This is a genomic window from Streptomyces kronopolitis, from assembly GCF_050953795.1.
Classification (GTDB): domain Bacteria; phylum Actinomycetota; class Actinomycetes; order Streptomycetales; family Streptomycetaceae; genus Streptomyces; species Streptomyces kronopolitis_A.
Genome location: NZ_CP191850.1, coordinates 1401598 through 1428033, shown reverse-complemented (window position 1 = coordinate 1428033; position 26436 = coordinate 1401598). Strand labels below are relative to the sequence as shown.

The 26436-nt window shown below is 73.5% G+C and carries 21 protein-coding genes; 15 read left to right on the top strand and 6 right to left on the bottom strand.

The genetic code is table 11. The features are described 5' to 3' along the window. Positions 1 to 133: 133 nt before the first annotated feature. Both metK and ACQP17_RS06070 read left to right on the top strand, forming a co-directional pair. Positions 134 to 1342 (top strand): methionine adenosyltransferase, encoded by a 1209-nt coding sequence (metK, locus tag ACQP17_RS06075; RefSeq protein ID WP_364876303.1) that lies wholly within the window; start codon positions 134 to 136, stop codon positions 1340 to 1342. Between the two features lie 113 nt (positions 1343 to 1455). Continuing rightward, complete coding sequence (locus tag ACQP17_RS06070; RefSeq protein ID WP_433855324.1) at positions 1456 to 3594, top strand: primosomal protein N'; 2139 nt, start codon at positions 1456 to 1458, stop codon at positions 3592 to 3594. Between the two features lie 246 nt (positions 3595 to 3840). Here the strand turns inward: ACQP17_RS06070 and ACQP17_RS06065 are convergent, their stop codons facing one another. Next, positions 3841 to 4395, bottom strand: coding sequence for a hypothetical protein (locus ACQP17_RS06065; protein ID WP_433855323.1), 555 nt, complete (start codon positions 4393 to 4395; stop codon positions 3841 to 3843). Between the two features lie 253 nt (positions 4396 to 4648). Between ACQP17_RS06065 and fmt the strand changes: the two genes are divergently transcribed. The 12 genes from fmt (at position 4649) to ACQP17_RS06005 (ending at position 17526) form a co-directional block, all read left to right on the top strand. Continuing rightward, entirely contained in the window at positions 4649 to 5587 is a 939-nt protein-coding gene (fmt, locus tag ACQP17_RS06060) for a methionyl-tRNA formyltransferase (RefSeq protein WP_433855322.1), read from the top strand. A 179-nt stretch (positions 5588 to 5766) separates the two neighbouring features. Beyond that, the gene (locus ACQP17_RS06055; protein ID WP_433855321.1) at positions 5767 to 7200 is read left to right on the top strand and encodes an RsmB/NOP family class I SAM-dependent RNA methyltransferase; all 1434 of its coding nucleotides are present in this window, start codon (positions 5767 to 5769) and stop codon (positions 7198 to 7200) included. A gap of 265 nt (positions 7201 to 7465) precedes the next feature. Next, positions 7466 to 7609 carry a hypothetical protein gene (locus ACQP17_RS06050; protein ID WP_433855320.1) on the top strand — a complete coding sequence of 48 codons (144 nt, stop codon included), beginning with the start codon at positions 7466 to 7468 and terminating at the stop codon, positions 7607 to 7609. 153 nt (positions 7610 to 7762) lie between these two features. Next, positions 7763 to 8452 (top strand): ribulose-phosphate 3-epimerase, encoded by a 690-nt coding sequence (gene rpe / locus ACQP17_RS06045; protein ID WP_364876313.1) that lies wholly within the window; start codon positions 7763 to 7765, stop codon positions 8450 to 8452. Between the two features lie 220 nt (positions 8453 to 8672). Next, a complete protein-coding gene (locus tag ACQP17_RS06040) occupies positions 8673 to 9689 on the top strand; it encodes a sugar-binding transcriptional regulator (protein ID WP_189097118.1) in 1017 nt (338 codons plus the stop codon). 105 nt (positions 9690 to 9794) lie between these two features. Continuing rightward, positions 9795 to 10262, top strand: a complete 468-nt coding sequence (locus tag ACQP17_RS06035; protein WP_433855319.1) for a ribonuclease domain-containing protein — start codon at positions 9795 to 9797, stop codon at positions 10260 to 10262. Beyond that, positions 10259 to 10702, top strand: a complete 444-nt coding sequence (locus tag ACQP17_RS06030; protein WP_433855318.1) for a barstar family protein — start codon at positions 10259 to 10261, stop codon at positions 10700 to 10702. Before ACQP17_RS06035 ends, ACQP17_RS06030 begins: the two co-directional genes overlap by 4 nt. A gap of 110 nt (positions 10703 to 10812) precedes the next feature. Next, a complete protein-coding gene (locus ACQP17_RS06025; protein WP_381471195.1) occupies positions 10813 to 12276 on the top strand; it encodes a GuaB1 family IMP dehydrogenase-related protein in 1464 nt (487 codons plus the stop codon). A gap of 373 nt (positions 12277 to 12649) precedes the next feature. Further along, positions 12650 to 14125 carry an amino acid permease gene (locus ACQP17_RS06020; RefSeq protein ID WP_433855317.1) on the top strand — a complete coding sequence of 492 codons (1476 nt, stop codon included), beginning with the start codon at positions 12650 to 12652 and terminating at the stop codon, positions 14123 to 14125. A gap of 10 nt (positions 14126 to 14135) precedes the next feature. Then, a complete protein-coding gene (locus ACQP17_RS06015) occupies positions 14136 to 14591 on the top strand; it encodes an Lrp/AsnC family transcriptional regulator (RefSeq protein WP_189097113.1) in 456 nt (151 codons plus the stop codon). Between the two features lie 271 nt (positions 14592 to 14862). After that, a complete protein-coding gene (locus ACQP17_RS06010; protein WP_433855316.1) occupies positions 14863 to 15678 on the top strand; it encodes a carbon-nitrogen hydrolase family protein in 816 nt (271 codons plus the stop codon). Positions 15679 to 15810: 132 nt separating this feature from the next. Next, on the top strand, positions 15811 to 17526 hold the full coding sequence (locus tag ACQP17_RS06005; protein ID WP_433855315.1) for a flavin monoamine oxidase family protein: 1716 nt from the start codon (positions 15811 to 15813) through the stop codon (positions 17524 to 17526). Between the two features lie 76 nt (positions 17527 to 17602). Here the strand turns inward: ACQP17_RS06005 and ACQP17_RS06000 are convergent, their stop codons facing one another. Next, complete coding sequence (locus tag ACQP17_RS06000) at positions 17603 to 18532, bottom strand: LLM class F420-dependent oxidoreductase (protein ID WP_433855314.1); 930 nt, start codon at positions 18530 to 18532, stop codon at positions 17603 to 17605. 97 nt (positions 18533 to 18629) lie between these two features. Then, on the bottom strand, positions 18630 to 19400 hold the full coding sequence (locus tag ACQP17_RS05995) for a DUF5995 family protein (RefSeq protein ID WP_433855313.1): 771 nt from the start codon (positions 19398 to 19400) through the stop codon (positions 18630 to 18632). A 262-nt stretch (positions 19401 to 19662) separates the two neighbouring features. Here ACQP17_RS05995 and ACQP17_RS05990 point away from each other — a divergent pair, with 262 nt between their 5' ends. Further along, positions 19663 to 21051 (top strand): uracil-xanthine permease family protein, encoded by a 1389-nt coding sequence (locus ACQP17_RS05990; protein ID WP_433855312.1) that lies wholly within the window; start codon positions 19663 to 19665, stop codon positions 21049 to 21051. A 185-nt stretch (positions 21052 to 21236) separates the two neighbouring features. Here the strand turns inward: ACQP17_RS05990 and ACQP17_RS05985 are convergent, their stop codons facing one another. The 3 genes from ACQP17_RS05985 to ACQP17_RS05975 form a co-directional block, all read right to left on the bottom strand. After that, a complete protein-coding gene (locus ACQP17_RS05985; RefSeq protein WP_433855311.1) occupies positions 21237 to 22136 on the bottom strand; it encodes an MBL fold metallo-hydrolase in 900 nt (299 codons plus the stop codon). Between the two features lie 329 nt (positions 22137 to 22465). Beyond that, complete coding sequence (locus ACQP17_RS05980; protein ID WP_433855310.1) at positions 22466 to 23107, bottom strand: response regulator transcription factor; 642 nt, start codon at positions 23105 to 23107, stop codon at positions 22466 to 22468. Positions 23108 to 23432: 325 nt separating this feature from the next. Then, a complete protein-coding gene (locus ACQP17_RS05975; protein WP_433855309.1) occupies positions 23433 to 26336 on the bottom strand; it encodes an AAA family ATPase in 2904 nt (967 codons plus the stop codon). Positions 26337 to 26436: the final 100 nt, after the last annotated feature.

The window sequence follows — 26436 nt, the reverse complement described above, 5'->3', positions numbered from 1 at the left end:
GGGTCCATAAATCGAGACTGTGTGTCCGAACGCCGCATACGACCGATAAACTGGCGAGTGGATCGGGCCGAGCGCAGCTCTCGGCCCTTCCGCCAATGATCAGCCAGCAGCCGCTGCAACCCCAGGGAGCGATGTGTCCCGCCGCCTCTTCACCTCGGAGTCCGTCACCGAGGGCCACCCCGACAAGATCGCTGACCAGATCAGCGACACCATCCTCGACGCTCTCCTCAAGGAAGACCCGACCTCCCGGGTCGCCGTGGAGACGTTGATCACCACCGGCCTGGTGCACGTGGCCGGCGAGGTGACCACGAAGGCGTACGCCGACATCCCCAACCTCGTCCGCAACAAGATCCTGGACATCGGTTACGACTCCTCCAAGAAGGGCTTCGACGGCGCTTCCTGTGGCGTCTCGGTGTCCATCGGCGCGCAGTCCCCGGACATCGCCCAGGGTGTCGACACCGCGTACGAGAACCGCGTCGAGGGCGACGACGACGAGCTGGACCGGCAGGGCGCGGGCGACCAGGGCCTGATGTTCGGTTACGCCTGCGACGAGACCCCGGAGCTGATGCCGCTCCCGATCAACCTCGCGCACCGGCTCTCCAAGCGCCTGTCCGAGGTCCGCAAGAACGGCACGATTCCCTACCTCCGCCCCGACGGCAAGACCCAGGTGACCATCGAGTACGACGGTCACAAGGCCGTCCGTCTCGACACCGTCGTGGTCTCCTCGCAGCACGCCAGCGACATCGACCTCGACTCGCTGCTGGCGCCGGACATCCGCGAGTTCGTCGTCGAGCACGTCCTCAACCAGCTCGTCGAGGACGGCATCAAGCTGGACACCGAGGGCTACCGGCTGCTGGTCAACCCGACCGGACGCTTCGAGATCGGCGGCCCGATGGGCGACGCCGGCCTGACCGGCCGCAAGATCATCATCGACACCTACGGCGGCATGGCCCGCCACGGCGGCGGTGCCTTCTCCGGCAAGGACCCGTCCAAGGTCGACCGCTCGGCCGCGTACGCGATGCGCTGGGTGGCCAAGAACGTCGTCGCCGCCGGCCTCGCGGCCCGCTGTGAGGTCCAGGTCGCCTACGCGATCGGCAAGGCCGAGCCGGTCGGTCTCTTCGTCGAGACCTTCGGCACCGCCACCGTCGACACCGACAAGATCGAGCAGGCCATCGGCGAGGTCTTCGACCTCCGCCCGGCCGCCATCATCCGTGACCTCGATCTGCTCCGCCCGGTCTACGCCCAGACCGCCGCCTACGGCCACTTCGGCCGTGAGCTGGACGACTTCACCTGGGAGCGCACCGACCGGGTCGAGGCGCTGAAGAAGGCCGCAGGCCTGTAAGAACCCCTGCCTCGGACGAGGTGACCACGGCCCCGGACCGCTTGGCGGTCCGGGGCCGCCGGTTGTCCACAGGCCACCGCTCGCTGTCCGTGCCGTCTGCTAAGACTGATGCTGTGAGCAGGGAGAACGGGCGACCGGAGGCGGGGGCGTCGGATGCGGGCGAGCAGTTGGCCCTCATCCGTGAGGCCGTGCGGGAGAACAAGGCCGAGCGGGCGAAGCCGCGCACCTGGCGGGGCGCGGAGCTCGCGGCGCGGCTGCCGGTGGCGCGGGTGCTGGTCGACAAGGGCCTGGTGCACCTCGACCGCTATTTCGACTACGCGGTGCCCGCCGCGATGGACGACGAGGCGCAGCCCGGGGTGCGGGTGCGGGTGCGGTTCGGGGCGGGGGAGAAGGGCGGCCGGCGCGAGGGCGGCAAGCTGGTCAGCGGGTTCATCGTGGAGCGCGTCGCGGAGAGCGACTACCGCGGGGTGCTGGCGCCGGTCGCCCAGGTGCTTTCGTCCGAGCGGGTGCTGAGCCCCGAGCTGCTGGGGCTGTGCCGGGCGGTCGCGGACCGCTATGCCGGCTCGCTCGCCGATGTGGTGCAGCTGGCCGTCCCGCCCCGCAGGGCGCGGGCCGAGGCCAAGCCGTCCCCCGACCCGCTGCCGCCCAACGCGCCGCCGGAGCCGGGAAGTTGGGAGCGTTACGGCGCGGGGCCCGGGTTCTTGACGGCGCTGGCGCGCGGGGACGCCCCGCGGGCCGTGTGGACCGCGCTGCCCGGGGCGAGTTGGCCGCAGGAGCTGGCGCGGGCGGCCGCCGCGGCGCTGGCCGGCGGGCGCGGCGCGCTGGTGGTGGTCCCGGACGGGCGGGCCGCGGCGCGGGTGGACGCGGCGCTCGGTGAGCTGATCGGGGCCAGCCGGCATGTGCTGCTGACCGCCGACGCCGGGCCCGAGGAGCGCTACCGCCGCTGGCTGGCGGTGAGCCGTGGCGCGGTGCGGGCCGTGGTCGGGACGCGCGCGGCGATGTTCGCGCCGGTCGCCGATCCGGGCCTGGTCGCCCTCTGGGACGACGGGGACGCCAGCCACAGCGATCCGCACGCGCCCCAGCCGCATGCCCGTGAGGTCCTCATCCAGCGGTCGGTCAGCGAGCGCGCCGGTTTTCTGCTGGGCGGCCTGAGCTGCACCGTCGAGGCGGCACAGCTGGTCGAGACCGGCTGGGCGCGCCCGCTGACCGCCGAGCGCGAGCAGGTGCGGGCCGCGGCGCCCCTGGTGCGTACGGTCGGCGACGGCGACGAGGCGCGCGATGCCGCCGCGCGCGCCGCCCGGCTGCCGACGATGGCCTGGCAGCTGGTGCGGGAGGGCCTGCGGCGCGGCCCGGTGCTGGTCCAGGTGCCGCGCCGCGGCTATGCGCCCCGGCTGGCGTGCGAACGGTGCCGCACCCCCGCGCGCTGCCGGTCCTGCGCCGGCCCGCTGGAGTCGCCGCGCGCGCACGACCTGGTCTGTGCGTGGTGCGGACGGCAGGAGCCCGACTGGCACTGCGGCGAGTGCGGTGGCGCACGGCTGCGGGCCCAGGTCGTGGGGGCGCGGCGGACGGCGGAGGAGCTGGGCCGGGTCTTCCCGGCGGTACCGGTGCGCACCTCGGGCCGGGACCATGTGCTGGCGACGGTGCCGGACGCCCCCGCGCTCGTGGTGAGCACGCCCGGCGCGGAGCCGGTGGCCGAGGGTGCGGGCTATGCGGCCGCGCTGCTGCTGGACGGCTGGGCGCTGCTCGGGCGGCCGGACCTGCGGGCCGGTGAGGAGGCGCTGCGCCGCTGGCTGGGCGCCGCCGGGCTGGTCCGAGGCCAGGCGGAGGGGGGCACCGTCGCGGTGATCGCGGAGCCCACGCTGCGGCCGGTGCAGGCACTGGTGCGCTGGGATCCGGTCGGCCACGCGGTCCGTGAGCTGGCCGAGCGGGCCGAACTGGGCTTTCCGCCGGTGTCGCGGATGGCTTCGGTGACCGGACGCCCGGAGGACGTCACCGATCTGCTGCGGGCCGCTGAACTCCCTTCCGGAGCGGAGGTGTTGGGGCCCGTTCCCCTGCCGGTGCCGGACCCCGGGCGCCCGCGCCGGCCGGGCGATCCGCCGCCCGGCGAGCAGTGGGAGCGCGCGCTGGTACGGGTCCGCCCGGGCCAGGGCACGGCGCTCGCCGCGGCCCTGAAGGCCGCCCGCGCCGCCCGGATGGTCAAGCGGGAGGGCGAGGCCGTGCGGGTCCGGATCGATCCGCCCGATCTGGGGTGAGTCCGCCCGGCGCCGGGAGCCGGCGTCGGGAGTCGGCGCGGGCCCGGTGGCGCCGAGCCGCCGTGCGGCGGTGCGGGCGGGGCCCGGCGCTGCGCCCGCCGGGGCCCGCCACGTCACGACTCGCCACGTCACGACCCGCCACGCCATGGTCCGGACATGGCGCCGCCCCGGAACCGGTGTCGGCGGGCGGTCCCGGGGCGCTGTCGGGCGGCGCGTGGGCGCGGGGGCGCCCGGTGGGGGAGTGGTTCAGCCGTTGCGCGGGCCGGGGAAGGCGCCCGGGCGGGCGGGTTCGTCGCGGGTGGTGGCGGACGGCTGGGCGGGCAGCGATCGGGCGGCGGAGACGGCCGCCGAGCCGGGCAGACCCGCCGCCATCGTCACCGCGCGGGGCGCGGCGGACTCGGGGGAACGGACCGCCGGCTCCGCGCCGTTGGCGTCGGGGGCGGGCTGGGCGGCGGCTCTGCGGCCGCCGTAACGGCGGTGCACCGCTTGTTTGGTGACGCCGAGCGCCGAACCCACCGCGTCCCACGAAAAGCCCAGCGAGCGGTCGAAATCGACCGCGGCGGTGACGAGCGTTTCGACGCTGTCCCGCAGCTCCTGGGCGAGGCGCACCGTCGGGGCGGGCGCGCGTCCGTAGACGACGAAGCCCGCGGAGGGGCCCGTGCGCCGCGGCCGGTAGACGTTGCCGAGCTGAGCGGTCAGCGTGCGCAATGCGTCCACCTGCCGGCGCACCCGTTCGATGTCCCGCACCAGGAGATGCAGGCTGGCGCGCGCCTGGGCGTCGTGGGTTGCGTGGTCGGCCATGAGCAAGCCTCTCGAACCGGCGTGGATGAGGAAGAGTGAAAGAGTGCGGGCCGCCGGCGCGGCCCGGTTTTCAGGTCAATGCTTTTTGACCAACGCGACAGCAGCGGCTCTGGTCACGGTATGGGGGCGTACGAGCTTCCTTACAAGGCGCGGGAATTCGTGTACGCCCCCTCGATCCGTCGCCCGTGTCCGGGGAGCCGGACGCCTAGACTGGTGCGTCGTTCCGTTGCGTGTGAGAGGTAGTTCGCCACCCATGAGGCTTGTCTTCGCCGGCACCCCCGAGGTCGCCGTACCCGCCCTCGATGCCCTGATCGCCTCGGACCGGCACGAGGTCGTGGCCGTCGTGACCCGGCCCGACGCGCCCGCCGGCCGCGGCCGCAAGCTGGTCGCCAGCCCCGTCGCGGAGCGGGCGGAGGAGGCCGGCATCGAGGTGCTCAAGCCCGGCCGGCCGCGCGAGGAGGGCTTCCTGGCCCGGCTGCGGGAGATCGCGCCGGACTGCTGCCCGGTGGTCGCCTACGGTGCGCTGCTGCCGAAGTCCGCGCTCGACATCCCCGCCCGGGGATGGGTCAATCTGCACTTCTCGCTGCTGCCCGCGTGGCGGGGGGCGGCGCCGGTGCAGCACGCGGTGCTGGCGGGCGACGAGGTGACCGGCGCCTCGACCTTCCAGATCGAGGAGGGGCTGGACTCCGGCCCGGTCTACGGCGTGCTGACCGAGCAGGTCCGGCCGCAGGACACCAGCGGTGACCTGCTGACCCGGCTGGCGTTCGCCGGCTCCGGGCTGCTCGTGGCGACGATGGACGGCATCGAGGACGGCACGCTCCAGGCGGTGCCGCAGCCGGCCGAGGGCGTCACGCTCGCACCGAAGATCGAGGTCGAGGACGCCAAGGTGGACTGGGCGGCGCCCGCGCTGCGGGTCGACCGGGTCATCCGCGGTTGTGCGCCCGCGCCCGGGGCCTGGACGGTCTTCCGCGACGAGCGGCTCAAGCTGATGTCGGCCCTCTCCGCAGCGGGTCACGACGAGTTGGCGCTGGCGCCCGGCGAACTCGCCGTCACCAAGAAGGCGGTGTACGCCGGTACCGGCAGCCACCCCCTGGAACTCGTCTGGGTGCAGCCGCAGGGCAAGAAGCCGATGAAGGCGGCCGACTGGGCGCGCGGGGTGCGGATCGAGGGCGGGGAGCGGCTGGGGGACTGAGCCCCGGCCGTCACGCGCTCCGGTCCGCCGGCGCACGCGGGGTGCCCGGGGCACGGGCCCGTACCCCGCATACGCCCCGGCCCCCGGCCTCCCCGCGAACCGGCCTCGCCGCGCAGCGGGCCGGCCGGCCCGCGTAGGCTGGCAGGGACCCCTCATCTCGTATCCGGAGCACCTTTTCTGTGAGTCAGCAGCCGCGTCGCCGCCCCAGCAAGCCCTATCGCCGCCCGCAGAAGGACCCGGTCCGCATCCTCGCGTTCGAGGCGTTGCGGGCCGTGGACGAGCGGGACGCGTACGCGAATCTGGTGCTGCCGCCGCTGCTGCGCAAGGCGCGCGAGGGCGAGGACTTCGACGCCCGGGACGCGGCGCTCGCGACGGAGCTGGTCTACGGCTCGCTGCGCCGCCAGGGCACCTATGACGCGATCATCGCGCAGTGCGTGGACCGCCCGCTGCGCGAGGTGGACCCGCCGGTCCTGGACGTGCTGACCCTCGGCGCGCACCAGCTGCTCGGTACCCGCATCCCCACGCACGCCGCGGTGAGCGCGAGCGTCGAGCTGGCCCGGGTGGTGCTGGGCGACGGGCGGGCGAAGTTCGTCAACGCGGTGCTGCGCAAGGTCGCGGCCCATGATCTGGACGGCTGGCTGGAGCGGGTCGCCCCGCCGTACGACGAGGACCCCGAGGAGCACCTCGGCATCGTCCATGCGCATCCCCGCTGGGTGGTCTCGGCGCTGTGGGACGCGCTCGGCGGCGGCCGGGCCGGCATCGAGGACCTGCTGGAGGCCGACAACGAGCGCCCCGAGGTGACGCTGGTGGCGCGCCCCGGCCGGTCCACCGCCGAGGAGCTGCTGGTGGTGGCCGGCGAGGACAGTGCGCTGCCCGGCCGCTGGTCCCCGCACGCGGTGCGGCTCGCGGAGGGCGGCGAGCCGGGCGCGCTGGAGCCGGTCCGCGAGGGACGCGCCGGGGTGCAGGACGAGGGCAGCCAGCTCGTCGCCCTGGCCCTGGCCAACGCGCCCGTCGAGGGCACCGACCGCGCCTGGCTGGACGGCTGCGCGGGTCCCGGAGGCAAGGCGGCGCTGCTGGCGGCGCTCGCGGCACAGCGCGGCGCGGCCCTGCTGGCGTCGGAGAAGCAGCCGCACCGGGCCCGGCTGGTCGCCCGCGCGCTCGACGGCAATCCGGGCCCGTACGCGGTCATCGCCGCCGACGGGACCCGCCCCGCCTGGCGTGCCGGGGCCTTCGACCGGGTCCTGGTGGACGTGCCGTGCACCGGTCTGGGCGCGCTGCGCCGGCGGCCGGAGGCGCGCTGGCGCCGCCGCCCCGAGGACCTGGACGGCTTCGCCCCGCTCCAGCGCGAGCTGCTGCGGCAGGCGCTGACGGCGGTCCGGGTCGGCGGTGTCGTGGGCTATGCGACCTGCTCACCGCATCCGGCCGAGACGCGCGCCGTGGTCGACGACGTCCTCAAGGGTCGCGGCGGCGCACCCGCCGAGGTGGAGTGGATCGACGCCCGCCCCCTGATGCCGGGCGTCCCGGCCCTCGGCGACGGCCCCGACGTCCAGCTCTGGCCGCACCTCCACGGCACGGACGCGATGTACCTGGCCCTCCTGCGCCGCACGGGCTGAGGGGCGACGGGGACGTTCCCGGCGCCTGCCGCTCTTCGGCCGGGTGTCCCCGTGGCCTGCCGCTCTCGGGGCGGCCCCGCCGGAGGCCTGCCATCGGCCGCCTCCGGCGCGCGCCATGAGCCGCCGGACAGGGGCCGCAACTGAGCGGCCCGCCACGGCGGTTGGCCCGTTCAGAGGTGGTGGAGGGCGAATTCCGGGTGGGCGTACGCCCCGACCTGGAGTGCGTTCTCGTCTCTGCGCGGTGGATTCGCCCGGTGGCGACGGTATGAGGGAGGCGAAGGCCTCCGCGTCGCACCAGGCGCTCCGCCGCATCCCCAGGCCGGCCCGCACCGCCGACGCGATCCGCCCGGCCGCGCCCGTCACCACCACCGTCCCCGGCTCTGTTCCCCTGGCGGCCACTCTGCCGTAGCCCACTGACAGTCCGGGCGGGAAAGGGCGCACGGAGGGCCCCGCCGGGACGGCGCGGAAGCCGCACCGGCGCAGGCCGCTCGGGCATCGGACACCGCCCCTCCGGCCGCTCCCCGCCTCCGCCGTTCCCCGGCGCGCACGCCATACTGGGGGCATGGCCTTGATCAACCCCAGCATCCTGTCCGCGGACTTCGCCCGGCTCGCCGAGGAGGCGAAGGCGGTCGAGGGCGCCGACTGGCTCCATGTCGACGTGATGGACAACCACTTCGTCCCCAACCTCACCCTCGGCGTGCCCGTCGTCGAGTCGCTGAGCAAGGCGACGCGGACGCCCCTCGACCTGCATCTGATGATCGAGGACCCGGACCGCTGGGCGCCGCAGTACATCGAGGCGGGGGCCGGTTCGGTCACCTTTCACGTGGAGGCGGCGGCCGCTCCGGTGCGGCTGGCGCGGGAGATCCGGGCCAAGGGCGCGCGGGCCTCGATGGCGCTGAAGCCGGCCACGCCGATCGAGCCGTACGAGGACCTGCTGCCCGAGCTCGACATGCTGTTGATCATGACGGTGGAGCCCGGCTTCGGCGGTCAGGCGTTCCTGGACATCATGCTGCCCAAGATCCGCCGCACCCGTGAGCTGATCTCCCGGCACGGCCTGGAGCTGGGGCTCCAGGTCGACGGCGGGGTCTCGGCGGAGACCATCGAGCGCTGCGCGGAGGCGGGCGCCGATGTGTTCGTGGCGGGCTCGGCGGTCTACGGCGCGGATGATCCCGCCAAGGCCGTTCGTGATCTTCGGGAGAAGGCCGAGGCGGCGACCGCGGCGGCCGGCTGGGGACGGGGCTGCGCGCACTGAAGCGTGCGGAGACGGGGGCCGGCGGCCCGGCCGCCGCGGTCCGCGCGGAGCGGTCCGTTTGCGGCCTTGCCGCCTCTTGCCCGTGGCGCCACCGAGCGTTCACGTGGGTCGGGGCGGTCGTGGTCCCCGTTGCCGCCGGGTTTCTGAAAGGATGAGCAAAGACTCGATCAGATGCGCAAAAGGGGAGAATTTCGTGGTAGCCAGCCGCCCACAGTCCGGAATGGGCCCTGCCGAGCTGGTGCAGGCTGCGGCCATGGCCCGCCGTTTCTATCTTGAGGGAAAGTCGAAGATCCAGATCGCGGAGGAGTTCGGCGTCAGCCGGTTCAAGGTCGCGCGGGTGCTGGAGACGGCGCTGGAGCGTGATCTCGTACGGATCGAGATCCGGGTCCCCTCCGAACTCGACGCCGAGCGCTCCGACGCCCTGCGGGCCCGTTACGGCCTGCGGCACGCGGTGGTCGTCGAATCGCCCGCGGACGCTCCCCCCGCCTTCGGCGTGCAGAATCCGCCCGACGACGCCGCCGATCCGGAGAACCTCGGCGAGGTGGCCGCCGATCTGCTCGGCGAGCTGGTCAACGAGGGCGATGTGCTCGGGCTGGCCTGGGGCCGGTCGACCATCCACATGGCGGCCGCGCTGCACCGCCTCCCGCCGTGCACCGTCGTGCAGTTGACCGGTGTCTACGACGCGGGCACCGCCGACCGCGGCTCGGTCGAGGCGGTGCGCCGGGCGGCCGATGTCGCCGGCGGCGAGGCGCACCCGATCTACGCACCGATGCTGCTGCCCGATTCGGCGACCGCCGAGGCGCTGCGCCGGCAGACCGGCATCGCCCGGGCGTTCGACTACTTCGACAAGGTCACCGTCGCCTGCGTCTCCATCGGTTCCTGGGAGCCCGGAGTCTCGACCGTCTACGACATGCTCTCGGAGCAGGAGCGCGAGCACTACGCCTCGCTGGGCGCGGCCGCCGAGATGTCGGCGCACCTCTTCGACGCCGAGGGCCGCCGGATCGGCCGGGACCTCGGCGAGCGCTGCATCACCGTCGAGGCGGACCGGCTGCGCCGTATCCCGGAGGTCGTCGCCATCGCCGGCGGCCGGCGCAAGGCCGACGCGATCGACGCGGTGCTGCGGTCCGGCCTGGTGACCAGCCTGGTCACGGACACCGCCGCCGCCGACCACCTGCTGCTGGAGACCGGCCCCGCCCCGCGCCCCGCACTGGACCGCGCGGACCCTGACGGCGCGTGACCCGCACCGGGGTGTGAGGCGGCGCGGACGGCCGCCGCTCGGCTCCTCCCACCCCGCTGCGGTCACCGGCGAGCGGCCCACTCGGGCCTGTGACAGCATCGGCGCATGGTGATCCGCTCCGCGGTGCCCCGCGCCGCCGCAGTCCTCGGCGCGCTGCTCGCCGGGCTGCTCCTGGTCCTGACGGGGTGCGCCACGAGCGGTGCCGGCGACGGGAGTTCGCCGGGAGTACCGGGCTCCGCCGCCACGGCCGCCGCCGGATCGCCGGGTGCCTCCGGGGTGCCGTCCTGGGCGCGGGGGATGCCGGTCGTCGGCGTGGCCCGGCTGCCCGTGCAGGCCCGGGACACCCTCCGGCTCATCGACGCCGGCGGCCCCTTCCCCTACCGACAGGACGGCACCGTCTTCGCCAACCGCGAGCGGTTGCTGCCCCGTCAGCCGCGCGGGCACTATCACGAGTACACGGTGCGCACGCCCGGATCGCCCGACCGCGGCGCCCGCCGGCTCGTCACCGGCGAGAGTCACGAGACCTACTACACCGACGACCACTACCGGACCTTCAAGGCGGTGCTCCGATGACGGGTTCTGTGCCCCGGCCGCTCGCTGCGGTGCTCGACGGCAGTACGCCTCCCGGGGTGCTGCCCTGGCCCGCGGAGCGCTCGGTGGCCGAGGCGCTTGCCGCCGCCGAGGACGCCGGCTGGCGGGGGATGACCCTGGACCTCGACGGGGTCACCGGCAAGGAAGCGTTCATGGACCGGTGCGCCCGCGCGCTGCGGCTGCCGGACTGGTTCGGACGCAACTGGGACGCCCTGGCCGACTGTCTGACCGATCTGTCCTGGTGCCCCACGGACCGCGGCCGGCTGCTGGTCGTGACCGGCTGGCAGGGCTACGCGACCGCGGCGCCGGAGGACTGGAGCGTGGTCGAGGGCATCCTGGCGGACGCGGTGGGGTACTGGCGGGACACGGCCACCGGCCTGGCCGTGATCATGGTCAGGTGCCGGGCCCGGCAGGGCGCCTAGCCAGGGGGTGCGGGCCACGGCCCGCGGGAGCCGTTGGGGGATCGCACACACGGCTGGCAATTCCCTCAGACAATCATATGAGCCCTGGTCAGGGCCCGTATCCTGGCCGTATGCGATTCCTGAATCCGAAGAACGGCGCGCTCGAAGAGAGTTCTTCGGTGCCCTACGACCTGACCTACGACGACGTGTTCATGGTCCCCGGCCGCTCCGCCGTGGGCTCCCGCCAGGGCGTGGATCTGTCCTCGCACGACGGGACCGGTACCACCATCCCGCTCGTGGTCGCCAACATGACGGCGATCGCCGGCCGCCGGATGGCCGAGACCGTAGCCCGCCGCGGTGGCCTGGTCGTCATCCCGCAGGACATCCCGATCGATGTCGTCACCGACGTCGTGACCTGGGTCAAGCGCCGCCACCTGGTCCTCGACACCCCGATCGTGCTGTCCCCGGTCGCGACCGTCGCCGACGCGCTGGCGCTGCTGCCCAAGCGGGCGCACGGCGCGGGCATCGTCGTCGAGGGCGGCCGTCCGGTCGGCGTGGTCACCGAGCACGATCTGGCCGGGGTGGACCGCTTCACCCAGGTCGCCGAGGTCATGTCGCGCGACCTGCTGGTGCTGGACGCCGACATCGACCCGCGCGAGGCCTTCAACCGCCTGGACGCCGCCAACCGCAAGCTCGCGCCCGCGGTCGACGCCGACGGCATGCTGATCGGCATCCTCACCCGCAAGGGCGCGCTGCGCGCCACCCTCTACACCCCCGCCACGGACGCCGACGGCAAGCTGCGGATCGCGGCCGCCGTGGGCATCAACGGCGATGTGGCCGGGCGGGCGAAGTCGCTGCTGGACGCCGGCGTGGACACGCTCGTCGTGGACACCGCGCACGGCCACCAGGAGTCGATGATCAGCGCGATCAAGGCGGTCCGCGCACTGGACCCGCAGGTCCCGATCGTGGCGGGCAACATCGTCGCCGCCGAGGGCGTCCGGGATCTGATCGAGGCCGGCGCCGACATCATCAAGGTCGGTGTCGGACCGGGCGCGATGTGCACCACCCGGATGATGACCGGCGTCGGCCGGCCGCAGTTCTCCGCGGTGCTGGAGTGCGCCACCGAGGCCCGCAAGTTCGGCAAGCACGTCTGGGCCGACGGCGGGGTGCGCCACCCCCGTGATGTCGCGATGGCGCTGGCCGCCGGCGCGTCCAACGTCATGATCGGCTCGTGGTTCGCCGGGACCCTGGAGTCGCCCGGTGACCTCCAGCACACCGCCGACGGCCGGCCGTACAAGGAGAGCTTCGGCATGGCCTCCGCGCGTGCGGTGCGCAACCGCACCAGCGACGAGTCGGCCTACGACCGGGCCCGCAAGGGACTCTTCGAGGAGGGCATCTCCACCTCCCGGATGTTCGTCGACCAGGCACGTCCCGGTGTCGAGGACCTGATCGACACGATCATCGCGGGTGTCCGCAGCTCCTGCACCTACGCGGGCGCCGGCTCCCTCGCGGAGTTCGCCGACAAGGCCGTGATCGGGGTGCAGAGCGCCGCCGGTTACGCCGAGGGCAAGCCGCTGCACGACAGCTGGAACTGACCGCCGAGGGGCCGCGACGCCCCGCACGCCGCCGCACGGCCCCGCACCCACCCGGTGCGGGGCCGTTCCGGTATGTGGACTCCCCGGCCCCGGAGGACGGGACAACCGGAAGCGGCCGTTACGATCGGAGCCTGGCGCGCAACGATCCATCGTCCACCGCGCCGGTGCGCAACGATCATCCACGGTTACGCAAGGAACCTGCATTACGGCAGGTCAGCGGCGGCCCGTAAGGTCAAGCGCTGTACGTGGAGTGGCGGGGACCGCCTGCTCGGCGGTCTCCTGCTGCGGCGTGTTTCGGCATGCCCTTGTACCGACCGCTGCCGGTCGTCGCCATCCGTACGTCATCGATCGGCAGCGAAAAGGAGCCACCCCAGTGTTGGAGCACGGCGCAGCCCCGCCCGCAGGGGCCAGCGACCCCCGACCGCCCTCCTCCCCGTCAGGACTCGGCACCCGGCTGATGCGGCGCAAGCCCGTCGAGCGCCTGGTCTCCGAGGGCGGCAAGGGGGACGGCGGAGAGCTCCGCCGCTCCATGGGCATGTGGCAGCTGACCATGATCAGCATCGGTGCCACGCTCGGCACCGGCATCTTCGTCGTCCTCGGCGAGGCCGTGCCGGACGCCGGGCCCGCGGTCATCCTCTCCTTCGTCATCGCCGGAATCACCGCGCTGTTCTCCGCGCTGTCCTACGCGGAGCTGGCCGGCTCCATCCCGGTCTCCGGGTCGTCCTACTCCTATGCGTACGCCACCCTCGGTGAGCTGGTCGCCTGGGTGTGCGGCTGGTGCCTGATCCTGGAGTACGGCGTCTCGGTCGCGGCCGTCGCCGTGGGCTGGGGCCAGTATCTGAACGAGCTGCTCGACGGCGTCTTCGGCGTGACCATCCCGGCCGCGCTGTCCCAGCCGCCCGGCGACGGCGGGATCTTCAACCTGCCGGCGCTGGTGGTCGTGCTGCTGGCGATGGTGTTCCTGCTGGGCGGGGCCAGGGAGAGCGCCCGGGCCAACACGATCATGGTCGTCGTCAAGATCGTCGCGCTGCTGCTGTTCTGCGGCGTCGCCCTGCAGGGCGTGCGCTCCGGCAACTACGCGAACTTCATGCCGATGGGCATGGCGGGCGTCAGCGCCGCCGGCGCCACCCTGTTCTTCTCGTACATCGGCTTCGACGCAGCCTCCACCGCCGGCGAGGAGGCCAAGAACCCGCAGCGCGACCTGCCGCGCGCGATCATGCTCTCGCTGGTGATCGTCACCGCGCTGTACTGCCTGGTCGCGGCGATCGCCGTGGGCGCCATGCCCTGGCAGAAGTTCAAGGGCTCGGAGGCCGCGCTGGCCGGGATCATGAAGTCCGTCACCGGGCAGAGCTTCTGGGCGGTGCTGCTCGCGCTCGGCGCGGTGGTCGCCATCGCCAGCGTCGTGCTGACCGTGCTCTACGGCCAGACCCGCATCCTCTTCGCGATGTCCCGGGACGGGCTGGTGCCCAAGGTGTTCTCCAAGGTGCACCCCAAGAGCGGTGCCCCGCGGGTCAACACCGTGATCGTCTCGCTGTTCTGCGGGGTGCTCGCCGCGGCGGTGCCGCTGGGCCAGCTGGCCGACGCCACCAGCATCGGCACCCTGTTCGCCTTCGCGCTGGTCAATGTCGCGGTGATCGTGCTGCGCCGCACCCGGCCCGAGATGCCGCGCAGCTTCCGTACGCCGCTCTCGCCGCTCTTCCCCGCGATCGGCTTCCTGCTGTGCCTCTACATGATGGGCAGCCTCGACGCCGTGACCTGGGTGGTCTTCGGTGCCTGGATGGCCGTCGGCCTTGTGGTCTACTTCGGATACGGCTTGCGCCGCTCCCGATTGGCCACCGCAGAGAAGTGATCCACCCGCAGTGCGACTGAACGATCTCGACGAACGCATCGTCCACGCCCTCGCCGAGGACGCCCGCCGCAGCTACGCCGACATCGGCCAGGAGGTCGGGCTGTCCGCGCCGGCCGTCAAGCGCCGGGTGGACCGGCTGCGGGCGGACGGCGCGATCACCGGCTTCACCGTGCGCGTCGACCCGGCCGCGCTCGGCTGGGAGACCGAAGGCGTCATCGAGCTCTACTGCCGCCGCAACACCTCGCCCGAGGCGATCCACCGCGGCCTGTCGCGCTACCCGGAAGTGGCGTCCGCCTCCACCGTCACCGGTGAGGCGGACGCCATCGTCCAGGTCTTCGCCGCCGACATGCGGCACTTCGAGCGGGTGCTGGAGCGGATCGCCGGCGAGCCGTTCGTCGAGCGGACCAAGTCCGTGCTGGTGCTCTCGCCGCTGCTGCGCCGCTACGGCTCCGGAGCGCCGGGCTGAGCCCCGGCCCCTAGCGCCGGGCTGAGCCCCGGCCCCTGATCTCGCGCACCCCGCCGTGCGGACCCCCGGTCCCCGCGGCGGGGTTTTCCGCTTCCGGGACGGACCCGGGTCGACCGGCCGCCACGGGCCCGACAGGCGCAACGAATCACCGCTCTCTCCCCCGAACGCGCAATGAATCGCTCGGCGGGACGCAACGGTGGCGCCTTGTCCCAGGTCACCGGCGGACCGTACCGTCAAGGCGTCCACCCGCACCGCCTTGCCGAGGGATCCCATGACGTCGCTGCACACCGCCCTGCTCCAGAGTTCGGGACGGCCCGGTGACGTCGCGCACAACCTGCGGATCCTCGACGACGCGGCCCGCGCGGCGGCCGCGACCGGCGCCGGGCTGCTGGCCTGCCCGGAGCTCTTCCTGACCGGCTACGCCATCGGCGCCGAGGTCCACCGCCTCGCCGAGACGGCCGACGGCGACAGCGCCCGCGCCGTCGCCCAGATCGCCGCCGCCCACGGCATCGCGGTGCTCTACGGCTACCCCGAGCGCGCCGCGCCGGACGAGCGCGACGGCGCCGCGGTGTACAACTCGGCGCAGCTCATCGGCCCCGCGGGCGAGCGCCTCGCGAACTACCGCAAGACCCATCTCTTCGGCTGCTTCGAGCGCGAGTGGTTCACCCCGGGTGAGCGGGCCGTCGTCCAGGCCGACCTGGCCGGCCTCCGCATCGGCGTCATGATCTGCTACGACGTGGAGTTCCCGGAGAACGTACGGGCCCATGCGCTGGCCGGCACCGATCTGCTGCTGGTGCCCACCGCGCAGATGCACCCCTTCCAGTTCGTCGCCGAGTCCGTCATCCCGGTCCGCGCCTTCGAGAACCAGATGTACGTGGCGTACGTCAACCGGGTCGGCGCGGAGGGCGAGTTCGAGTTCGTCGGGCTCAGCTGCCTGGCCGGCCCCGACGGTGTCGTGCGCGCCCGCGCCGGCCGCACCGAACAGCTGGTGTACGCCGAAGCCGACCCCGCGTTCCTGAAGGAGTCCCGGGCGGACAACCCCTACCTGCACGACCGGCGGCCGGAGTTGTACGGCCCGCTGACCTGACCAGCCCGCACCCGAACCGCCCCGCTTTCCCCTCGCACCCCCTCGATCCCCCACGCTGAACTGCCGCAGGCCGGTCCCGTCGGCCCCCACCGCCCTGCCTGCTGCGCCCTGTCTGCAAGGAGTACGCCCCCGATGACGTCCACGGTGCCCACCGCCGCCCAGCACGCGGATGCCCAGCCCCCGATCACCATGTTCGGCCCGGACTTCCCGTACGCCTACGACGACTTCCTCGCCCACCCGGCGGGCCTCGGCCAGATCCCCGCGACCGCGCTGGGCAAGGAGGTCGCGGTCATCGGCGGCGGCCTCTCGGGCATCATCACCGCCTACGAGCTGATGAAGATGGGGCTGCGGCCCGTCGTCTACGAGGCCGACCGAATAGGCGGCCGGCTGCGCACCGTCGGCTTCGAGGGCACCCCGTCCGAGGCGGCCGGCCTGACCGCCGAGATGGGCGCGATGCGCTTCCCGCCGTCCTCGACGGCGCTCCAGCACTACATCGACCTGGTCGGCCTGACGACCAAGCCGTTCCCCAACCCGCTGGCCCCGGACACCCCCTCGACCGTCGTCGACCTCAAGGGCGAGTCCCACTACGCGCACACGGTCGACGACCTCCCCGAGGTCTACCACCAGGTCATGGACGCCTGGAACGCCTGCCTGGAAGAGGGCGCGGACTTCTCCGACATGAACCAGGCGATCCGCGAGCGCGACGTCCCGCGCATCCGCGAGATCTGGTCCCGCCTCGTCGAGAAGCTCGACAACCAGACCTTCTACGGCTACCTCTGCGACTCCACGGCCTTCAAGTCCTTCCGCCACCGGGAGATCTTCGGCCAGGTCGGCTTCGGTACCGGCGGCTGGGACACCGACTTCCCCAACTCCATCCTGGAGATCCTGCGGGTCGTCTACACCGAGGCCGACGACCACCACCGCGGCATCGTCGGCGGCAGCCAGCAGCTGCCGCTGCGGCTGTGGGAGCGGGAGCCGGCGAAGATCGTGCACTGGGCGCCGGGCACCTCGCTCGCCTCGCTGCACGAGGGTGACCCGCGGCCCGCGGTGACCCGGCTGAACCGCACGGCTGGCAACCGCATCACGGTCACCGACGCCGACGGCGACATCCGCACCTACGAGGCCGCCGTCTTCACCGCGCAGTCCTGGATGCTGCTGAGCAAGATCGCCTGCGACGACTCGCTGTTCCCCATCGACCACTGGACGGCGATGGAGCGCACCCACTACATGGAGTCCAGCAAGCTCTTCGTCCCCGTCGACCGGCCGTTCTGGCTCGACGAGGCCGTCGACGACAGGGGAAACCCGACCGGCCGGGACACCATGTCGATGACGCTGACCGACCGGATGACCCGCGGAACGTATCTGCTGGACAACGGCCCGGACGAGCCCGCCGTCATCTGCCTCTCCTACACCTGGTGCGACGACAGCCTCAAGTGGCTGCCGCTGGGGGCGAACGAGCGGATGGAGGTCATGCTGAAGTCGCTGTCGGAGATCTATCCGAAGGTCGACATCCGCAAGCACATCATCGGCAACCCGGTCACCGTCTCCTGGGAGAACGAGCCCTACTTCATGGGCGCCTTCAAGGCGAACCTGCCCGGCCACTACCGCTACCAGCGACGCCTGTTCACGCACTTCATGCAGGACCGGCTCCCCGCGGACAAGCGCGGCCTGTTCCTCGCCGGCGACGACATCTCCTGGACGGCGGGCTGGGCCGAGGGCGCGGTGCAGACCGCGCTCAACGCCGTGTGGGGCGTGATGCACCACTTCGGCGGCACGACGGACGCGACGAACCCGGGTCCGGGCGATGTCTACGACGAGATCGCGCCGGTCGAACTGCCCGAGGACTAGCGTCCGACGCAGGCGGGCGAGTTGGCGGGGCCACCGTCCAGGAGGGCGGTGGCCCGGTGTGTGACGTGCGGACTCCCTAGATCCCGGCCGCCCGGGCCGCCGCGTACACCTCCGCGGCGCGGTCCTTCAGTTCCTCGGCGTCCCGGGCGTCGCCCTGGAGATCGAGCAGGATCTCCTGCGGGCCCACCGCGGCGTGCGCGGCCAGATCGGCCACGATCTGCTCGACACCGCCCTGGAAGGGGCGGCGGTTGCGGCCGTCGTACGGCCCGGCGGTGATCCGGGTGTTCACCCGCAGCACGGTGTACAGCGGCGCCGTGCGTCCCCGTTCCGCGGCCAGCTCCCCGAGCCCGCGCCACTGGGCGGCGAAGTCCTCGGCGCCGGTGCCCAGCGGCATCCAGCCGTCCGCCCGGTCCACCAGACGGCGCCTCGCACGCGGGCTGTTCGCGGGCAGCAGGACGGGGATCGGCCGCTTCGGCTTGGGCCCGACCACGGACGGGGCGACGGTGGTCAGCGTCCCCTCGTACGCCACCGGGTCCGGGCCCCACACCGCGTGGCAGACGTCGAGCAGTTCGTCGAGGACGGCGCCGCGGCGCGCGAACGGGGCGACCCCGGCCGCCGCGTACTCGTCCAGCGACCAACCGGTGCCGAAGCCAGCGATCACCCGGCCGCCGCTGGCCGCGTCCAGGGAGGCGAGGGCGCGGGCCAGTTGGAAGGGGAGGTGCAGCGGGGCGACCAGGACGCTGGTGCCGAGCCGGGCCCGCTCGGTGGCGGCCGCGGCCAGGGTGAGTGTCACCAGCGGGTCGGCCACCGAGCGGTAGGCGTCGGGCCAGGGGAGACCCGGGATGCCGTACAGCCCCTGGGTGGCGGGCTCGGGGAAGAGGATCCGTTCGAAGACCCACAGGCTTTCGTAGCCGGTCCGTTCGGCGGCCCGCGCCACGTCGGGCACATCGCGTCCGAGGTCGTACTGCCGCATCTGCGGCAGGCCCAGCCCGAGTCGAACGGCCATCGCGTGCTCCTTCGTGTCGGCCCCCCGGCCAACGTAGCGCCGGCGCGGGGGCGTTCCGTGGACGGCCGCGGCAGGGCGGGCGCCGCGGCAGCCGGAATCAGCCGGGCAGCGGAGTCAGCAGCATCCGGCCGACCAGTCCGACGCCGGCGTCGAGGCGTTCGGTGAGCTCCTCGGCGACCTCCGGCAGGCCGCGCACGCCCCACAGTGCGCGAGCCGCCACCCAGGCGGCGTCCCTGGCCTTGTCCAGACTCCACGACCCGATCAGATGGGTCAGCGGATCGGCCACCTCCAGTACGTCGGGGCCGGGCATCAGCCGCTCCCGGATCCGCTCCTCCAGGCTGGTCAGCACCCCGCCGACCCGCTCGAAGTCGCTCGCCAGCGCGTCCGGTTCGCACTCCAGCACCCGGCAGGTGTCCAGCACCGCCAGGGCCAGATCGTGGCCGATGTGGGCGTTGATCCCGGCCAGCGCGAACTGCAGCGGCCGCACCCCCGGGTGCCGGCGCAGCTGGAAGAGCGGACGCCAGCAGGCCGGCGGCCGCAGCCCGGCGGTCGCGGCGTCCACCGCGGCGAAGTAGCGGCGGGCGAAGCAGCGGTCCAGCTCGCCGGCGGCCGACGGGTCCTGGAACGTGCCGTCCCCGATCCGCTCCGCCACCTCCTCTGTGACGGCCAGGTAGACGCCGTTGAAGACGGCCACCCCGTCCTCGGCTGGCAGCGCCGCGGCGAGCGCCCGCATCCGGACCAGCACCTGCGCCAGGTCCGCGGCCGCCGCGGTCCCCGCGCCGGTGGGCGGTCTCGCGGCGGGTAGCCGGTCCGGGGCCGGGCGACGGAGGAGGTCATGCTGCGGGACGGGGCGCGGAGTCGTCGTCATCCACTCAGCGTGACAGTGAGATGACTGATCGTGCAGGGCCCCGGCGGCCGTTGACCGATACGGGGTAACGGACGGCGCGTCCCCTTGTGGGGCGTAGGGGGGCGAATTGTGGGGCGTAGGGGGACGAAAGCGGTCGCCGCTCGCCTGGGTCGCGGCGGCCCGGAGGCGGGGCGCCGCCTTCGGTTTTGTCCGCGGGGAAGTGTTCGGCTATTACTCAATCGGCTCTGTGACGTGCAGGGCGTCGCAGAGATGGAGCGTGATCATGGCGAGCTTCGGGTGGAAGCTGCACGGGGACGGCAAGCACCTGGGGCCGGGCGAGGTGGTCAAACCCGGGGAGCGGCTGACGTGGGGCCGGACCATCGGGCTCGGTGCCCAGCACGTGGTCTCGATGATCGGCGCGTGCTTCGTGGCCCCGGTGTTGATGGGCCTGGACCCCAACCTCGCCCTGATGGCGTCCGGGGTGGCGACCGTGCTGTTCCTGGTGATGACGCGCGGGCGGATCCCCAGTTACCTGGGCTCCTCGCTCTCCTTCGTCGGGGTGGCCGCGGTGATCGCCGGCCAGGGCGGCGACGCGGGCACGCTGACGGGCGCGATGCTCGTGGTGGGCGCCTGCCTGGCGGGCTGCGGGATCGCTGTCCAGGTCCTCGGGGCGCGGGTCGTGCACGCGGTGCTCCCGCCCACGGTGACCGGCGCGGTCGTGATGCTCATCGGCTTCAACCTGGCGCCGGTGACGGCACGTACGTACTGGCCGCAGGACCAGTGGGTGGCGCTCGGCACGATGGTCTTCACCGGCCTCGCGCTCGTCGTGCTGCGGGGGTTCCTCTCGCGCATCGCGATCTTCCTGGGGCTGGTCTTCGGCTATGTGCTGTCCTGGGTCCTCGACCGGACCGCGGGGCAGATCCATTCGGTCAACGGCGCGGGCAAGCTCACCGACCACTGGCGCATCGATTTCTCGGGCGTCGAGAAGGCCGACTGGATCGGCGCCCCCACCTTCCACGCGCCGAACTTCTCGGCCTCCGCGATCCTCGTCGCGCTGCCCGTCCTGGTCGCGCTGATCGCGGAGAACGCCGGGCACGTGAAGGCCGTGGGGGAGATGACGGGTGACTCCCTGGACGACAAGCTGGGCACCGCCGTCCTCGCCGACGGCACGGCCACGGTGCTCTCCACCGCGGTCGGCGGTCCGGCCACCACGACGTACGCCGAGAACATCGGTGTGATGGCCGCGACCCGCGTCTACTCCACCGCGGCCTACTGGGCGGCCGCCGGCTTCGCGCTGCTCTTCGGCCTGTGTCCGAAGTTCGGCGCGGTGGTGGCCGCCATTCCCGGCGGCGTGCTCGGCGGCATCACCGTCATCCTGTACGGCATGATCGGCCTGCTCGGCGCACAGATCTGGGTGCGGAACAAGGTCGACTTCACCGTGCCGTTGAACCTCATCCCCGCCGCCGCGGGCATCATCGTCGCCATCGGCGGGGTCTCGCTGAAGTTCACGGACAGCTTCGAGCTGAACGGCATCGCCCTCGGCACCCTCATCGTGCTCACGGGCTACCACGGCCTGCGGTGGCTCTCGCGGGCGGCCGGCCAGCGACACGAGCCCCTGCTGGACGGCGGAACGACCAGCTACGGCGATGCCGAGGGGCCGTCGTCGGGCTGAGGGCGACTGAGACCGTCTGAGAGCGGCCGAGAGTGGCTGAGGGCGGCCGAGAGTGGCCGAGTCGGCGGGGCGGTCGAGCGGCAGGGCGGGGCCCGGGGCAGGGGGCCGGTGGGCGGGCAGGTCGTGGCTGCGTCCATCCGTGCCCCGGCCGCGCCCCATCCGTACCCCGGCCCGCACCCCGACCGTCACGCCGCGGGGACGGGCAGCAGCCGGTAGGCGTCTCCATCGGTGATCACCCGGCCCGCCGTGGGCGGGGGGAAGTGGGTGCCCAGCACCAGGGTGTCCGTGTCGGCGAGCGAGCCGAGCAGGCGGCGGCGCGAGGCCTCGGACCCTTCCGGGTCGATGTCGACGCAGGAGCCGATCGTCGGATGGGCGAACTGCACGGGGTGGTGGATGCAGTCGCCGGTGATCAGCGCTGTCTCGCCCGCGCTGCGGAGCTCGACGGCGACATGGCCGGGGGTGTGCCCGGGGGTGGGCAGCAGGCGAAGCCCGGGGGCGATCTCGACGCCCCCGGCGGGGACGTCGACCGTATCGAGCAGTCCGGCCTCCTCGACGGGCGTAACGGAGTCCCGGAACATCTGCGCGCGCGGGGCGTCCATGGCGTAGCCGGCCCAGAATTCCCGCTCGGCGCGGGAGGTGACGTACCGGGCGTGGGGGAAGGTGGGGACCCAGGCGCCGTTCTCCTCACGGGTGTTCCAGCCGACGTGGTCGGTGTGCAGATGGGTGAGGAGCACCAGGTCGATGGAGTCCGGGGGGAATCCGGCGGCGGTGAGGTCTTCCAGATAGCCGGTCCGCAGCTGGTGCCAGGCCGGGTTGGCGCGTGTCTTACCGTTGCCGATGCCGGTGTCGACCAGGACCCGCAGCTCGCCCGTGCGGAAGGCGAAGGTGTGGCTGGCGATCCGCAGGACACCTGCGCCGTCGGTGAAGTCGGGGCGCAGCCAGTCGTGTCGGGATGTCACCTGCGGGGTGGCGTCGGGCAGCAGCCAGGCACCGGTGTCGGGGGGCAGCAGGACTTCGTCGATGCGGTGCACGGTGACCTCGCCGACGGTCCAGGAGGGGGCGGCGGAGGCCGGTGGAGTCTGCATGTCCGTCATGTCTTTCGGGTTCTCTTCGCTGTTGGGGGGCGGGCGGTGCCGTCGTCGTTCAGGGCCCTGCGGGTGTCTCGGGTCGCTTCGCCAGGGCGAGGGCGTCGCGCCGTGCGGGGTCGCGCGGTTCGGGAGCGGTGAGAGGGTTCCAGCGGTGCTCTGTCACGACCCAGGGTCCTTCCTCGGGGGCAGCCCCCGCCGCGCATGCCCGCGGCGGCTAAGGCGAATTCTTCGCGTTAGTGAGTCTAGGCGCTCGGAACCCTAAAAGCAAAGATGATGCGTTAAGGCCTGTGGGGTGGATCGTGGCTGTCCCGGAGTGCGGAGGCGGGTCAGATGAGTCCGGCGCGGATGGCGTAGGAGACGGCGTGGGCGCGGTTGCGCAGCTGCAGACGCTTCATCAGGCCGTAGAGGATGTACTTCACCGTGCGCTCCGAATAGCACAGCTTGGTGGCGATCTCGGAGAGCTCCCGGCCCTCCGAGACCAGGCGCAGGACGTCGAGTTCGCGGGTGCTGACGCCCGAGGCGGTGAGGCCGCGCGGGGCGAGGACCTCCCGGTGGGTCCACCGGACCTGTTCCATCAACGTGCCCTGGAGGGTGGGCGGGAAGCTGCCGCCGCCGTCCGCGACGGTGAGCAGGGTGCGGACGAAGGCGGCCGGAGTGAAGGCGTCGCGCCATAACACGGCCCGCACGCCCCGGTCGATGGCCGCCGAGACGTCCGCCTGCCAGTGCCGCCCGGCGATGAGCAGGAAACGCGTGTCGGGCCGGTCGGACAGCGCACGCAACTGGTCCAGTGCGGTGGCGTCGACGGTGTCGAAGGCCGCGACCACGGCGTCGGCCTCGTGGATTTTCTCCGGTGGGACTTCCTGTACGCGGTGGTCGTGCTTCAGTGAGCTGACGAGTCCCGCGTGGACGACGGCGTCGGGTGAATGGACCGCCACACACACGGTGCCGGTGGATATCTGCTGGGGCATTGCGCCTCCCCGTCGGAAATCGCCCATGAGGTAGATGATCGTGCCACGCAGTTTTTGACCACCGGCGTGCGGCGGGCCCGGATCCCTTAAGGACAGGGAAACCTGGCACGAGTACCGGACGCAGGGACCCGGAGCACGGACAAACGGGCAATGATGGCCGGCGGCGCTTGCCGCGGGCCGCCCCGCCCCGGATCATGAAGTCGTCAGGTACCCACCTCTGCCTGGTGTTTTCCCCCTCCGGGGCGACGGTCGCCGGGTCCGCGCACGGCCGGTGCCCCGCCCCGCCGACGGTCACGGCGGGGCGGGGCGGCGCGGATCCGGCGGCTCAGTCCGGGGCGGTCAGGGGATTGCCGGTGAGCATGGCCGAGACGACCTCGGTACGGGAGCGCAGGCCGCTGCGGGCGAACAGCCGGGAGAGGCGATTGGCGACGGCGTCCTCGCTGAGCCGCAGCACGGTGGCGATCTGACGGTTGGTGAGCCCCTCGGTGAGGAGGGTGGCCAGCAGCTGCTCGTTCTCGGCGGTGGCCTGCTTGCGGCCGGGCACGCTCAGCCCGGCCTCCCGCAGCGCCGCCCGGGTGTGGAAGCGGCTCAGCAACGAGCCCGTCTCCCCGTACAGTTCGTACGCCTCGTGCAGCAGTTCCGTGGCGCCCGCGACCCCGGCCGCCGCCGTCAGGGTGAGGGCCGTCTCGAACGGCTGGCCCCGCGAGCGGGCCAGGTCCACCGCCTCGTGCAGCATCCCGCGTGCGGCGTCCGAGCCCGGCTCCCGGGCCCGCGCCGAGGCCGTCAGGTACAGCAGCCGGGTCCGTCCGCTGCCGGTGCGCCCGGAGAGTTCCTCCAGGCGCCACAGGCAGGCCGACGCCTCCTCGGCCCGGCCCTCCGCCGCCCGGAGCGTGGCGAGGGCGGCGGCCAGCTCGTCGGTGCCGTAGAGATAGCCGCGCGCGTCGGCCTCCCGCAGCCCGCGCCGCAACACCCGGTCGGCCGTGTCCGGTTGCCCCATGGTCCGCAGCACCGCGGCCTCGGCGACGTCCAGGAAGGTCTCCACATGCCCCTCGTGGGTCCCGCGCTCACCGGCGATCAGGCGGCCGGCGCCGGCCGGCTTGCCCCTGGCCAGCAGGATGGCGGCGGTCCCGGCGGTGAACAGATGGTGCTGGGGCGCCGCGATGAACGTCCGGTCCTTCGCGACCAGGCCGCGCGCCAGCGCCAGCGCGTCGTCCCAGCGGCCCCGCAGGAGCAGCAGGAGGAAGTGGGTGGTGGGGGGAAGCGCCTCGGGCGGCATCCCGCGGGCCTTGAGCAGGTCCATGGCGCCGCGCAGGTCGGCGTTGCCGAGCAGTTGGAGGGTGTACCCGGTCGTGATCGAGTACAGCGACTCCGGGGGGAGGCCGGGGTCCGGCGGTGTCTCCAGGGCGCGGGTGAGCAGCTCGGTGCGGCCCTGCACCAGGTGCCCGGCGACCTGCGCCAGCTCGGGTATCAGCCGGAGGTGCGGGTGCGGGCGCCACACCGGCTCCGTCCGCGAGAGCAGGTCCAGCCCCTCCGCCCACCGGTCGCTCATGCACAACGCCAGCGCCCGCGCCGGCACCGCGGCCTCCGGGGGCAGCGGCAGACGGCCCCACCACTCGGCCGTGCCGAGCCGGGACAGCTGCGGCCAGTCCTTCACGGAGGTGGCCGCGACGACCTGGAGGGTGGCGAGTTCCTGGAGGTCCGGGGCGCTGACGACGTCGGAGGGATCACGCAGGATCGTCTCCGCCGCCCGGCCCGCGGCCGGGTGGTCGCCCACGATCCAGGCCGCCTTCACACACCGCAGCAACGCCAGTTCGCGGGCCGCCGGTTCCTCGATCAGGTGCAGCGCCGCCCGGAACCACCGCAGCATCCCGCGGCCCCCGGGGTCGGGGTGCAACGCCTCGGCGGCGGTGGTGAGTTCCGCCGCCGCGCGCTCGCGGTCGAGCAGCACGCCCGCGTCGGCGATCCGGTCGGGCAGGTACGTCACGGCGTCCGCCTCCGCCAGGAGTACGGCCGGTGGCCCCGGGGCCGCCGCGCCGTCCCGTGCCGCCCAGAGCGCCGCCACCGCCGCGGCGGACAGCCGGCCGCGCTCCAGGGGCCCGAGCCGTTCCCGCACGGCGTGCTCCATCAGCGGGGAGCGGAACACCCAGCCCCGGGGGCCGCCGCCGTCCTCGCCGGGCAGTTCGTCGAGGAGGCCCGCGGCGATCAGTCGGCGCACGCCGTGGCCGACCTCCCGTTCGGACAGACCGGTGGAGCCGGCCGCCAGCGCCGCCGCCGTCCGGCCGAGCGGCCACAGGACGCTCAGGGCCGCGGCCGTCGTCCGGCACGGTTCCCCGAGTTCGAACAGCGCCCGCAGGAACCGGTCGTCGTCGGGCAGTACGGGCACCGGCGCGTTCGTGGCGAGGAAGGCGTGCCCGTCGGCGATCCGCACCGCGTCCCGCCGCGCCCACCCGGTCAACAGCGCGTCGACGGCGGCCGGCACCCCACGGGTCAGCTCCAGGAGCCGCTCGACCAGGGCCGGTTCGGGCACCGCCTGGGACCGCCGCGCCACCAGGTCGGCGAGCTGCGGCCGGGTCAGCCGTGGCAGGGGGACGGCCCGCGCCGCGCCCGCCTCCGCCGGCCACCGGACGGCGGGGCCCCGGCGGGCCGCGTCACCGGCCCCGCCGCCGTGCCACACCGACGTGAGCACCAGCAGGACCCCCGCCGGGCGCCGGACGGCGACCGCCCCCAGGACGCCGAGCGAGGCCGCGTCGGCGTAGTGCGTATCGTCCACCACCAAGGCCACCGGTGCCGCGTGCGTCAGAGCGGACAGCAGCGCTTCGGCGACCGCGGCCCGGTCCCCGCGCTCCACGGCGGGCAGCACCTCGGCGTCCTGGTCCGCCCGGCCCGCCGCCCACTGCTTCGCGGCGTCCGCCCGGTGCTCCCGCAGCGCGCTGACCACCCGCAGCGCCAGCAGCAGCGGACGCTCCTGGTCGCCGCGCACGCAGGCCAGGGCGACGACCGGATGATCCCGCGCCCGCAACCGGGCGGTGACCGCGTGCGCGAACGTGCTGCGCCCCACGCCCCGTTCCCCGTGCACGAACACCAGGCCCGGCCCGTCCGGGGCGTCCAGACAGCCCTCGACCTCCCCTAACTCCCGCTCACGGCCCACCACGTGCATGCTCGCGCCGTCCGCCCACGCCCCCGTGGTACCGCGCACCGCCTCGGCTTCCGCCGGCCGGCCACTGTCCACGGAACCTCCTCGACGACGTGTCACCGGCGGCCGCCCCGCCCGGTGTCCGCGACGGGGGCCGGTGCGCCGGCCCCGTCGGAGCCTGCATTATGGCCGTCTC